Below are 13,007 nucleotides of genomic sequence, written 5' to 3' on the forward strand. Positions count from 1 at the left end.
ACACGGCGTTATTTATATTTCAAAACACCGATAAAAACGCCAAAATAATTCTCTTTTCTTTTGTGAATACAAAATGACGAATGCGTTTTATGCACTCATCATTTGCATAGATATCAATTTTATCATTGAACACGATCACCTATATTTACGGCATCGCTATGATTATTTCTACGATAACTTTATAAAAATACAGCTTAGATAAGTTTATCTATTCAATAACATACCTAAGATAGAGTGTAAAAATAGGCGTTAAAAATGCTTTACCTTCATTTTTGAGAACTGTTTTATATAAAGTTATCCATTATTTTGTCCCAAATATAGGAAATGTTATTTAAAGGTATTCCGATGAACAAATTATTTATTTCCTCTGCATTTTTATTGGTATTTAGTCTAAGTGCTCAAGCAGACGTAACTGCCCATAAAAATGCCATTATTTCTCTCAATTTTATTGAAAATAATACCGCTTATGCAAACCAAGCGGCTATTGCTTACCATGCAAAAGCAGCTAATTTATCGCCTAATGGTATTCAAGGTGTGACGAAATCTTTTGCACAAATGAATTTGCATGAAAAAGCAGTTACTGCATTAAGTTTCAATGAAAATAATATGTCCGCAGTGAATCAAGCAGCTATTAATTCACATATAAAAGCGGGTAATTTATCAAAAGATAAAATTAATGGTATCAGCAAAAGCTTTTTAGCGATGGATGACCATGAAAAAGCCGCTGTCGCCTTGAGCTTTACCGAAAACAACCAATCCGCCTCAATCAAATACGCAGTACAACAACACTTAAGTAGGAGCCAGACAAAGTCGTAAAAAAGAGAATGACATTTCGCTGATTTATCACACAGTTAGCCTCATTAAGGCTTGGTTACTCACCAAGCCTTTTGATTTTGAATAATATTCTTTTAAAAATCAAAGCATTAATATGTAATGAAATACATCCATCAAAGTTGATAATAACTATCATTTGCAATTGATAATTATTAACATATAATTCGAGTCATTATTTTATCTTATAAGTTACAGTTCGAACATAACTACTTAATACCTGTATGGTTTGCCCTCTTTAGGTTCAATGAGAAAAAATATTGAGGTTTTATGATGAGTCGAAAATTAATGACTTTTATTCTATCAATAACATTACATGTTCTTGTTATTGGGTATTTAACCTATGTTACGGCTCAGTCATTGTCCTTAAAAAACCAGGCACAACAGGATGCGCCTATTATCTCGATCGCATTAACTCAAGCTGTCAACGTTGCAGAACCTGAAGAGATCCCCCAACCTACAGACCCCCTTCCTGAGATAAAAATAGATCCCAGCCCAATAGCGGAACACGCTGCTATTGTTGTCCCTAAAAAGCAAAAAAAGGTAATCAAAACTCCAAAAGAGCCTGTAAAACCTAGAGAACTGACAAAAAAAAGAACTGAAAACATGCATAAACAAGCTGATTCAGAGGTTAAAAACGATTTGCCGATCGCACAACAACAAAGAGCAGGTGACCTCGTTTCGTCTCAATCAGCAGGAATAAAAGGCCCTAAAAACCAATATGCAACCAGTGATACTAATAGCCAATTAATTAATGCTTACCGTGAAAAACTACGCCAAGAAGTTGAGAGAAATAAACAATACCCTCGCCGCGCAAAAAAAATGAAAAACCGTGGTATTGCAACAATTCAATTCCAACTAAGCCAAACCGGAGAAATTAGCTTAATTCGCTTAGCAAGTAGTTCAGGAAGTGATTTATTGGACCAAGCTGCTTTACTTGCGGTACAAAAAAGTCGTTCTGTCGGTAAACCACCAGCAGGTTTTGCTCAATCGATAACACTCAATATTGAATTTAATTAACCACCTTTGAAAATAAAAACTATTCTCACTAAAAAGTGACACCTTAATAGGATATTAGATGACCAACTTATAGATAATTATTCTACATTTACTTTTCAATTCTTTTAATAATATTGAAGTTCATTATTTTTTTAGAATAATAAATGATCCGAGAGAAATTTATTATTATTTTTCGACAATACTGCCAAAGATATTTCCCCTATTTCCCGAAAACTCCTTACCAAGAGAAATATTTTCTATATTAAACCCAATATTAACATTTCCAAATTTTTAGCCTCTAATAAAAAAACAGGAAAAATCTTTTTATTCATGATGTTAGAGTGATATCGATTATCATTAATATTTATTTATTATGAAAAAGTTACCAGTTTTGCAAATATAACTTCGTTGATATGGCGCAAAAAAACTAAATATGTCAGAGTGATTTACCTGCATGTTAAAATGAAGAACCCTTCAATTATTGGGCTATTAGTCGCCGTATTATTGGTAGTTTTTGGTGAATTGATTGGTAGAGGCATATTCTACGGGCTGCATATGACTGTTGGGATGGCTGTTGTTGGCTAATTACTAATCCATTGTTTTTGCGATGATAAGAGGGACAATTACCTTCTTATCATCGACAACGATCTCATGTTTCGCTACGATCACACCAACGCATCATCATCAACATAGCAAGTGGACAAATATGGAACAAAAATTATTGGCAGATTTTTCGCTTTGTGCGCAAACTTTGGGAGCATTATTTTATTATGATCCTTCTGATGCACGCGTAAATACGTTAATTGATTTATTTACAACGAGCGAATGGTTAGCTGAGTGGCCATTTACTCAGGATTATGATTGCCAATCTATTGATAAACTCTTTCAAGATAGTCTTTCTGAAACAGAAACATTACAAGAGGCCTACCAGCGCTTATTTATTGGTCCTTATGCATTACCTGCACCACCTTGGGGTTCCGTTTATCTTGATAAAGAAAATGTTATTTTTGGTATTTCGACACTTGAATTAAGAGCATGGCTTCGTAATAACCAAATTAATATTGAATTAAATCAAAAAGAACCAGAAGATCATGTAGGGCTATTATTTCTTCTCACTGCTTGGGTGATTGAAAATAAACCAGAATTATTACGTGAATTTCTAGAAGTACATTTTTTACCTTGGATATATCGCTATTTAGAAAAAATGCAATTGCAAAGTGGGAATGCATTTTATGTAGCCAGCGCGCTACTCGCGACTGAAACTTTAAAACATATCCAACAAGCTGTTCAATTAAATCCGGTCAATAAAGAAATTTGTCTTTAATTTTATCTTACTCAAATAAGTATTTTGTGAAGTAAACGCCCTCTAAACAATCTGACTATTTAGAGGGCTTAAAATATTATGGGTGTTTTTAGGTGTATGCTAGGTATCACTCAGATGTAAAAACTCATGGCTAATCGCCTCATTACGGTACCTGCGGTAAAGCAAAATATAAGATAAATTTATTCTCCTCCTCTCATTTCAGACATTTAACCCATATCGATGATTATAGGGTTTCACGTTAATCTTGAATTAAAAACAGACAGAGTAAGGTAGGAATAGTATTATTAGCGCCATTAGGCCTTTTATTCAATTTGAGATTTTATTGTGACTTCATTTGCTGACCTTAATGTACTTTCCCTAGAACAACTCACTAACTTGCAAGAGTTAGGCTACCTCAGTATGACGCCGATCCAAGCTGCTGCGCTTCCTATCATCCTTGCAGGAAAAGATGTTCGCGCACAAGCGAAAACCGGCAGCGGTAAAACCGCCGCTTTTGGCCTTGGGTTATTACAACATATTGATGCTAAATTATTTAAAACTCAGTCTCTCGTTCTATGCCCAACTCGCGAGCTCGCTGAACAAGTCGCCAATGAATTACGCCGTTTAGCCCGCGCTATCCCTAACATTAAAATTTTAACTCTTTGCGGTGGTGTGCCATTTAGTGTGCAACGCGATTCACTTGCCCATGCCGCTCATATTATTGTCGCCACTCCGGGGCGCTTACTTGACCATCTAAATCGTGAAACCGTACAACTTGATGCCTTACAAACTTTGGTTTTAGACGAAGCTGATAGAATGTTAGACATGGGTTTTATGCCTGATATTGAAACAGTGATTGATTACGCCCCAATTAATCGCCAAACATTATTGTTTTCCGCGACTTGGCCAGATGAAATTGCACGAATCAGCCAACAAATCCAACATGAACCACAAACAATTGAAATTAATAGTGTTGATGAGCTTCCAGCGGTTGAACAGCAGTTCTATGAAGTCTCCCGCCACGATAAAATTGAGCTATTGCAGAAACTCTTAAGCCGTGAGCAACCCGCTTCTTGTGTGATTTTTTGTAATACAAAAAAGGATTGCCAAGCTGTTTATGACGCACTAACTGCCAGCAAGCAAAGTGTCTTAGTACTCCATGGCGACTTAGAACAACGCGACCGCGACCAAACTCTCGTGCGTTTCGCTAATGGGAGTAGCCGCGTATTAGTAGCAACAGATGTCGCCTCTCGCGGGTTGGATATTAAAGCCCTGGAAATGGTGATTAACTATGAATTGTCATGGGATCCTGAAGTTCATGTTCACCGTATTGGCCGAACTGCACGAGCCGGTGAAAGTGGCTTAGCGATTAGTTTATGTGCGCCAGAAGAAGCTCAACGCGCGAATGCCCTTGAAGAAATGTTAAACATGAAACTCAATTGGCAGCCTGAACCGACAGGGTTGCGCATTACCCCATTAGACGCCTCAATGATGACACTGTGCCTTGATGGCGGTAAAAAAGCAAAAATGCGCCCCGGTGATATTTTAGGTGCACTCACTGGAGAGGTTGGCCTTGATGGTGCGGATATTGGTAAAATTGTGATCCACCCTACCCATGCTTATGTTGCGGTTAAGCGTGAAGTAGCACAACAAGCGTGGAAACATTTACAGCAAGGTAAAATCAAAGGCAAGTCAGTGAAAGCAAGACTGCTAAAATAACCCGTATTTCCTGTGTTTCCTTCCTGTATTAAACGGAAGGAAACACATGTGTCATTTTATAATGCCGCTTTATTTTCTTGCGGCAATGCCGATTTCGGTAAGCCAAATATTTTGTCGAAAGCCCAATTAAAGAAGAAAGTATAAATTGGGATAAAAATGATTAAGGCAAAATCGAGTATCAATGCTTGTAAAAGGCTAATTGATAACCACCATGCAATTAAAGGAATTAAAAAAACCACCAACGTTAATTGAAATAATATGGCATGTACAAACCGACGCCTAAAGGTTCTAATACGTGATTTTTGTTTTGATTCCCAATATTCAAATGCGGTATTGAAAATAAAGTTCCAGCTCACTGCAATAGTCGTTATGACTAAAGCTAATGGACCTGTTGTTTCTGCTGAATTACCGGAAAGAAAGGCCAATGCCAACGCTGAAATTAACCACCCAATAACCTCATAAGCCGTGACAAAAACAATTTTACGTTTAATCCCCTGCATTTTCCCACCTCCAAAATATCATTATCAACAAGGTGGTAAAATAAATATAATTCAATGATAATAAAAGTCAGCTTCTATCAGTTTTATTGAAAGGTCAACAATGCCATTTAATAGTGATAACTTAACCGTTTTTCTTACTGTATTAGATAAAGGCTCATTTTCCGCAGCGGCTAGGGCCTTAAAACGTGTGCCATCAGCGGTTAGTATGGCAGTAGCGAATTTAGAGGCTGAACTTGGATTCGAACTATTTGATAGACATACGCGGGAACCAAAACCTACAGAAAAAGCACTTTCATTAGCGCCCTATGCACGGCATATTATTGCCAATTTATCTCAACTTAATACTTTTTCTCTGGAATTATCTCAAGGTGTTGAAAGCACACTGACCATTGGTATTGCGGCTGGTATTAATGCCAATTTACTCTTTGATGCTCTACATATTTTAAGCCAACGTTACCCTTTACTGCATATTGAACTGATTACCGCCCCTCAAGATGATCTTTTACCGTTATTACATGAACAACAAATTCATCTCGCCATTGTATTTGGCGGTTTATATGTTAATTCTCAAGAGCAATTTCACTACATTGGTGAAGAATCAATTATTGCGACAATTTCCGCTAAACACCCTTCACTGCAAAATAAAGCCTCACTGTATATTGAAGACCTCGTTGAAAGCCGGCAAATAATTATTGCGAGTCGTCAACGTGAGTTGAGTGATATACGCATTCTAGTTTCCAATAATTATTGGAAAACGGATAGCTTCTCTTTAGCATTAGGTTTAGTCGAGAGTGGCATGGGATGGGGAAATTTTCCTTTGTCACTGATTAAAGATAAATTGAATGATGGCTCACTAAAGCCCCTTGAGTTTAAAAATACCCCAAATGGCTTTAAGCTGCCTATCCATGCGGTATGTTTGAAAGGGCACGTGCTTAAACGTGGTGCTCAAGAATGTATTGAATTACTGAAAAAAGTGACACTACCCTCACCCCATTCTTAAATCACCGCCATACTACTGATTCGGAGATAACCGTGCTTAATCAAACTATCAAACATATCCATAATATCCGCTTACCTGAGTGTGATGGCCTGTGACGTATTGATATCGATAATCAAAAAATTCAAGCTATTCATCCACAACCTGAAGGCGAAATATTGCCAAACAGCTTAGACGATGAAGCCGGTTTAGTAACCGCTCCCTTCGTTGAGCCACTATTCACTCGGGTACCACTCAAACCGCTGGGCAACCCAAATTCATTTAGAGCAAACGGAAACAATCCATTATGGATATACTCTAAAAATCTAACCATTAATTTTTTATTCCAAAATGGTTTTCTATAACCATCGGTGAGCCAATTCTCCTACGCCACATCATTTACGCCAATAGAATCAGTCAAAAAACAATCTTAATCAGATAAACAGCAATAAATCAGGTATTTTTCACACAAATTCCATTTCTATATACTAGAATTATTGCTGATAAAAAAGCTTTGGTGAACAAATAAACGTCTTATAGGCACACTCTTTTTGGTCATAAGTGCCATTTCTAAGTATTAAGTGCAATTTCCATTGAAATTCAATGTGAAAGTTTTATATTTTTTATAGAGTTATCTGAAACTGGATTTGAGCTTTATTTATAGCAACAATAACGCTAATACACTGACTGTCATGCAGTGGTGGTCAATATTCCTGTTTTGCTGTACCGCGAATACGTCACAAATAAAGCTCTCTGAATCCCACTTTGAAAAAAAATGGAGATCAGATGAGTACTGAGCACATAGTTAACCCAAAAAACACTGTCGACTCTTGGCAACGCATAGCTGCTGAGCTATTAAGTGAAGCTGACATTAAAATTAATGGCTCTCGTCCTTTCGATATTCAAGTTCACAATCCCCAATTCTTTAAACGCGTGCTACAACAAGGCTCAATAGGATTAGGTGAAAGCTATATGGATGGTTGGTGGGATTGCGAGCGCTTAGATATATTTTTCCAATATGTATTACGCCATAAGCTCGATAAAAAAATACCGCATAATTTCAGTGATACATTGAAAATTGCTGTCGCACGTGTTCGCAACCTACAAACTTTAAAACGCGCTCGTATTGTTGGAGAAGAACATTATGACCTCGGAAATGACTTATTTTCCCTAATGCTCGACCCTTATATGCAATATTCTTGTGGCTACTGGAAAGGTTTAGAAACGGTTCCTGAAAACCTTCATCTCGCACAAGAACAAAAATTAAATTTAATCTGCGAAAAACTGCAATTAAAACCAGGGATGCGATTACTTGATGTCGGATGTGGTTGGGGAGGGCTTGCCGCCTATGCGGCAAAAAACTTTGGTGTTTCTGTCACGGGTGTCACTATCTCCGCGGAGCAACAAAAATATGCTCAAGCGCGTTGTGTAGGCTTAGATGTCGATATTAAATTAGAAGATTATCGGAATCTCAACGACCAATTTGACCGTATTGTCTCTGTCGGCATGTTTGAACATGTCGGCCCGAAAAACTATGCGGCTTACTTTGATGTTATCCAACGCAATTTGAAAACTCATGGTTTATTTTTACTTCACACCATTGGTTCTAACCAAAGCAAAGTGAATGTCGACCCATGGATCAATAAGTATATTTTCCCAAACGGCTGCCTACCTTCTATACAAAACATTGGTGAAACCAGTGAAGGTAAACTGGTGATGGAAGACTGGCATAATTTTGGTGCTGATTATGACCATACACTGATGGCATGGTACTCCCGTTTTCAAGCTGCTTGGCCTGAACTCGAATTTAACTATACACCTCGCTTCAAACGCATGTTTTCCTATTATCTAAATGCTTGTGCAGGTGCATTTAGAGCTCGAGACATTCAGTTATGGCAAATACTTTGGAGCCCACACGGTGTTGACGGTGGCCTACGTGTTGCTCGCTAAGCTTTTGTCTTGAACATATATCTTCATTAACCTTACGGGCTAGTTAAAGAATCAATGTGTTTCATTCAACCATTGCTCAATAGCCTGTAAGCCTTGCTGCACATTATCTTTCAAGTGGGTACCCACCATTGGTTGCTGCTCTAATAACTCACACGTTTTTACTGCGCTTTGCATTCCTAAACTGGCACAACTGCTTTTTAACTGGTGAGCAAGGCGCTTGACTTGTTCTGTGTTATTTTCTGCTCGTGCAATGTCAATTTGGTCGACCAAAGGCAAGGAATGCTGTTTAAAAATACTCACCCATTCGCGAATTTTCGGAAGTCCCATTAGCTCGGCATCACTAATAAGCTGTTGTAAATCTATAAATTTCTCCTTAATGCTAGGATCAGGCAATGTATATTCGCCGCCTGAAATATATTTAACGATTAATTGGTTTAACATATCTCTTGGTACCGGTTTTTGAATAATACCGCGAAAAACTTGGCTGGTACGTTGGCGAAGTGTTTCATCAATGACGTGGGCACTAAAACCAATCAAAATCAATGTAGGGTAAGTTCTCGCTATTTGTTTAGCCAAGGTGATACCGTCAATATCTGGTAAACCAAAATCCACCAATGCCGCGGTAAATTGTTGCCCAGTTTGTAGGGCTGCTAGCGCCTCAGCTGCAGAGCCAACAATAGTGACCTGTGCCCCGCTGCGGGTTAACATTTCCCCACTAATTTTCTGAGTCAATGGGTTGTCTTCTATGAGTAATAAATGCACGCCCAACATGTCTAATGGCAGATCAGCCGATTTACTTACGGGATGCGAGGCGATACATAACGGCAGTGTTAAACGAAAACAGCTCCCGCTTCCTAATTGGCTGCTCACCGTTAATTCACCGCCCATCGCTTGCGCTAAACTGGCACTAATTGTCAGCCCAAGCCCTGTTCCGCCCCGCTGGCTATCCACTTGTACAAATGGCTTAAAAATATCCGTAAATCGTGAGCTATCAATGCCGCACCCTGTGTCTTCCACTTCAATAAACCAATATTTGCCATAACGGCAACTGCGTAACGTAATTTGCCCCTGCTGAGTAAAGCGCAATGCATTACTCAGTAAATTCGTGATAATTTGTCGGATCCGTAGCGGGTCCCCTTGTAAAGCAATCGGTAAATCATCCGCAATATCTGCAACTAACTGAATAGCAGGGTTTTTATTACTTGCATTCATTAAATACAGGGTGCTTTCTAATAGCGGCTTGGGTTCAAAAGGCTCATCATTGATAGAAACATTCTGTCCTCCTGCTTCAATGGAAGAGTAATCCAAAATGTCATTCAAAATCGCTAACAAGGATTCCCCAGAGTCAGTAATTGCATATAAATCATCGTGATACTCACTCAGTGTTTTATTTTCTAACAATAACTGTGCGGTACCCAAAATCCCATAAAGTGGAGTACGGATTTCATGGCTCATTGCCGCCAAAAATGCCGATTTGGCCTGATTGGCTTGTTCTGCTTCAGAACGAGCTTTACGGTGCTCAACAACCATCACGCGCAGTTCTGCCGTCCTCGCTTTGACTTCGTCTGCTAGCTGTTCACGCTGATGATTTAAGGCATGAACACTTTCACGAAATGCATCCATTAAACGGCCAATCGTATCAAGCTCTTTCACCCCTGCGGTTTCAGGAAATGCAGAGTCAATATCACCCTCTAATAAGCGTTGAAGGGCTTGGGTTTGCTGTGCCAACGGTTTTGTCACTAAACGATAAACCACTCGCCAAAGGATCAAAACCAATGAGAGTAGAGAGACAATACTCAACGCTAACAACCAATTCTGCCCCCGCTCACTGGCTTGCTTAAGTTGCCCCAATGCGGTTTTATTACGAAGTTCAATAGTGTCAACTAATTGCGCTACTTCACTACTGAAACGGGCAAATTGGTCAATATTATTTTGCGATAAAATCTGTAAGCGCGTTGTGATGTCGTTATCTTGCCGATACAACGCAATTAACTCGGTATAGCGCTTAACGTTATTCAATACGTTCTCGACTTGGCCCCGTACTGTGGGATCTTCAATATACTTTTGCCGACGTTGTAAGATTTTAACGGCAGAACTCAACTGTTTTTCTAATTCAGCCATATTACGATGGGGCTGGTTTGAACCTAAATTAAGTACCATTTGCTGTACACGCATAGCACTTAATCGAAGCTCATTCATTTGGCTGGCATATTCAAGGTCAATATCAATTAGTTGATCAAGGGCTTGTTGAGCTTGTTCCCCTTGTTTTCTTTCAATAAGGTCATAAATACTGACCTGAGTTGCTCCCGCTGAAGTGGCGGCATTATTTGCCTGACCATGTGCCATTTGGGCGATATCACCTGCCGCTGCAATTATATGCTGCCTTAATTGTTGTTGCTCTGCGCGCAGCTTTAACCGCTGCCCGACTAACTCTCCCTGTTGCCTTAATGATTGAGCAATTTCTTTTTCTTGCTGTTCAATATCTTGTGTATTGAAACCTTGTTCTCGTAGTGTTTTCAGTATATTCGTGATTTTCAGGCTTTGTGCTGTTAACATCCGCCCTTGGGCTAAGCAAATACTTTCACTATCCGCATTCGTGAGATTTTGCGCAGAAAATAATTCCCAAGCACTTGCTTCGCTCAGTTGCCTTGCCATATTCATGGTTGGGATCAGAGCCTCGGTATTGGCCTGTTCAACTTGGCTAACAAAACGTAAGTTGTACCACCCCACAAGGGTGCTGATAAAGGTCAATGCGGCCATCAGCGCAAAGCCCATCCACAATCGTCTAGTTAGTGATAAATTCACGGTTTGGTTAGCCTAAAAATTAAAATGGTTGAGTTAACAGCAAGAAAGCATTTAGGATAACGGTTTCTGGTTTGTGAGGCTATCATGCGTGTATTGATTTTACTTCTGTTCATATTTCACTCGTTTTTGAGCCTAGCAATGGCACAGAATAATTCACTTATTCAGTGGCGCGATAACCTACATTTTAATCACCAAGCACATGATCCCGTAACCGCCACAAAAACCTGGAAGTTGTGCGCGCTTTACCCTAGTTTAAAAGATTCTTATTGGCTATCAATTAATTATGGTATGCAAAAAGCGGCAAAACACTATGGCGTTGACCTAAACGTACTAGAAGCCGGTGGTTATAACCAACTAGCAACCCAACAAAAGCAAATTACGCAATGCCAACAATGGGGAGCCGATGCTATTTTACTGGGGAGTAGCACCACAACCTTCCCAAACCTTAGCCAATTAGTGGGAAATACGCCTGTCATTGAAGTCATCAATGCCACCCACGATAACACAATAAAAACTCGTGTTGGTGTACCTTGGTTCCAGATGGGCTATCAGCCGGGGCGCTATTTAGTGCAGTGGAGTCAGGGTAAGCCATTGAAAGTTTTACTCATGCCCGGGCCATTGAATGCCGGTGGCAGCCATGAAATGGAACAAGGATTCCGAGAAGCTATTACAGGTAGCCAAGTACAAATTGTGGACGTCGCACAAGGAGATAACGACCTTGAGGTTCAACGCAATTTGTTGCATGGAATGTTAGAGCGTAACCCTGATATTAATGTCGTCGTTGGCACAGCGATTGCCGCCGAAGCCGCAATGGGTGAAGGTCGTAACTTAACGAAGCCACTAAATATTGTTTCTTTTTACCTTTCTCATCAGGTCTACCGCGGCTTAAAAAGAGGCCGAATAATTATGGCCGCCAGCGACCAAATGGTTTGGCAAGGTGAGTTAGTGATTGAACAAGCCATCAAAGTACTACAAAAGCAGCCGGTGCCAAACAATATCAGCCCGCCGATTTTGGTGCTTACTCAACAAAATGCTGATAGTGAACACTTACGCAATTCATTATCTCCTGGAGGCTTTAGGCCCGTATATCAATATACATCCGCAGCTAAAAAATAACCTTCACCATGCTGAGTCACTAATAAATCCGCATTGATTTTATGGCGTAAACGGCGAATAAGTACATCCACGGTGCGTAAATCTGGGTGGTCAACGCGTCGGGCAGATAACATACGTAAAAGGCGCTCTCGGGTTAAGATCTCTCGCGGGTTCGTCACAAAAGCCACTAGCATTTCATATTCCGCCCGTGTGAGTTTGATAGCCTGATTTTCAAATTGGAGTGTATGCATTGAGACATTTAGGCAATAGCCAGCAAACTGATAACAGTTATCTTGAGAAGTAGCTTGGGTTTGCGATGGCTTAGCAAGGTCAATACGCCAAAGTAAATTTTTAACGCGAACGACTAACTCCCTCAATTCCAAGGGTTTAGTCACATAATCATCAGCCCCCATTTCTAATCCCACAATACGGTCTATTTGATCACAGCGGCCAGTGACTAAAATAATCCCTACAGTGAAACGCTCACGTATTGCTCTTGTTAACATTAATCCGTTTTCATCCGGTAAATTAATATCTAACAGAATCAAATCAACGGCTTGCTGATCCATAATTTCGCGTAGACCCGCACCGTTCCCCGTCACAGAAACACGATATCCTTCTTGCTCAAAGTAAGCCTGTAAGCGAGCCTGAGTAACGGGTTCGTCTTCAACAACCACAATATGATGTGATGTCATTGATACACTCTCTTCTGTTCATATCTGTTCATATTTACGCATATCTTGCCGTAAGCTGTTCATCCTGGCTAGTACCGCTATTCATATTAACTCAATAAGATCGCCTGTATTAAACCATATAATTACAGGGGCTA

At 39.6% G+C, this 13,007-nt stretch carries 10 protein-coding genes and 1 pseudogene; 8 read left to right on the forward strand and 3 right to left on the reverse strand.

All coding sequences use genetic code 11. From position 1 onward, the window contains the following. The first annotated feature begins 345 nt into the window (after window positions 1–345). From M0M83_RS14765 to dbpA, 5 genes and pseudogenes are all read left to right on the forward strand, one after another. Window positions 346–816, forward strand: coding sequence for a hypothetical protein (locus tag M0M83_RS14765; RefSeq protein WP_213914156.1), 471 nt, complete (start codon window positions 346–348; stop codon window positions 814–816). 285 nt (window positions 817–1,101) lie between these two features. Next, a complete protein-coding gene (locus M0M83_RS14770; RefSeq protein ID WP_125891497.1) occupies window positions 1,102–1,851 on the forward strand; it encodes an energy transducer TonB in 750 nt (249 codons plus the stop codon). A 456-nt stretch (window positions 1,852–2,307) separates the two neighbouring features. Beyond that, window positions 2,308–2,415 (forward strand): annotated as a pseudogene (locus tag M0M83_RS14775) (dimethylsulfoxide reductase); the annotation flags it as partial. A gap of 121 nt (window positions 2,416–2,536) precedes the next feature. Next, window positions 2,537–3,154 (forward strand): Tat proofreading chaperone DmsD, encoded by a 618-nt coding sequence (gene dmsD, locus M0M83_RS14780; protein WP_248466824.1) that lies wholly within the window; start codon window positions 2,537–2,539, stop codon window positions 3,152–3,154. A gap of 324 nt (window positions 3,155–3,478) precedes the next feature. Then, complete coding sequence (dbpA, locus tag M0M83_RS14785) at window positions 3,479–4,852, forward strand: ATP-dependent RNA helicase DbpA (protein ID WP_248466825.1); 1,374 nt, start codon at window positions 3,479–3,481, stop codon at window positions 4,850–4,852. Window positions 4,853–4,908: 56 nt separating this feature from the next. Here dbpA and M0M83_RS14790 read toward each other — a convergent pair whose 3' ends face one another. Beyond that, window positions 4,909–5,352: a PACE efflux transporter gene (locus M0M83_RS14790; protein WP_125891508.1), complete on the reverse strand. Its 444-nt coding sequence runs from the start codon at window positions 5,350–5,352 to the stop codon at window positions 4,909–4,911. Between the two features lie 100 nt (window positions 5,353–5,452). Between M0M83_RS14790 and M0M83_RS14795 the strand changes: the two genes are divergently transcribed. Together M0M83_RS14795 and cfa are read left to right on the forward strand one after the other, a co-directional pair. After that, window positions 5,453–6,352, forward strand: a complete 900-nt coding sequence (locus M0M83_RS14795; protein ID WP_248466826.1) for a LysR family transcriptional regulator — start codon at window positions 5,453–5,455, stop codon at window positions 6,350–6,352. 762 nt (window positions 6,353–7,114) lie between these two features. Then, window positions 7,115–8,278 carry a cyclopropane fatty acyl phospholipid synthase gene (gene cfa / locus M0M83_RS14800; RefSeq protein ID WP_248466827.1) on the forward strand — a complete coding sequence of 388 codons (1,164 nt, stop codon included), beginning with the start codon at window positions 7,115–7,117 and terminating at the stop codon, window positions 8,276–8,278. Between the two features lie 51 nt (window positions 8,279–8,329). Here the strand turns inward: cfa and torS are convergent, their stop codons facing one another. Continuing rightward, window positions 8,330–11,083, reverse strand: coding sequence for a TMAO reductase system sensor histidine kinase/response regulator TorS (gene torS / locus M0M83_RS14805; protein WP_248466828.1), 2,754 nt, complete (start codon window positions 11,081–11,083; stop codon window positions 8,330–8,332). A 93-nt stretch (window positions 11,084–11,176) separates the two neighbouring features. On the opposite strand from torS, the gene torT reads away from it, so the two are divergent. Next, the gene (torT, locus tag M0M83_RS14810) at window positions 11,177–12,199 is read left to right on the forward strand and encodes a TMAO reductase system periplasmic protein TorT (RefSeq protein ID WP_423811143.1); all 1,023 of its coding nucleotides are present in this window, start codon (window positions 11,177–11,179) and stop codon (window positions 12,197–12,199) included. On the opposite strand, the gene torR is transcribed toward torT, so the two are convergent. After that, on the reverse strand, window positions 12,172–12,873 hold the full coding sequence (gene torR / locus M0M83_RS14815; protein ID WP_125891513.1) for a two-component system response regulator TorR: 702 nt from the start codon (window positions 12,871–12,873) through the stop codon (window positions 12,172–12,174). The genes torT and torR overlap by 28 nt on opposite strands. Between the last annotated feature and the right edge of the window lie 134 nt (window positions 12,874–13,007).

Origin of the sequence: Providencia rettgeri, from assembly GCF_023205015.1 — a bacterium.
In the GTDB taxonomy this organism is placed as follows: Bacteria; Pseudomonadota; Gammaproteobacteria; order Enterobacterales; family Enterobacteriaceae; genus Providencia; species Providencia rettgeri_E.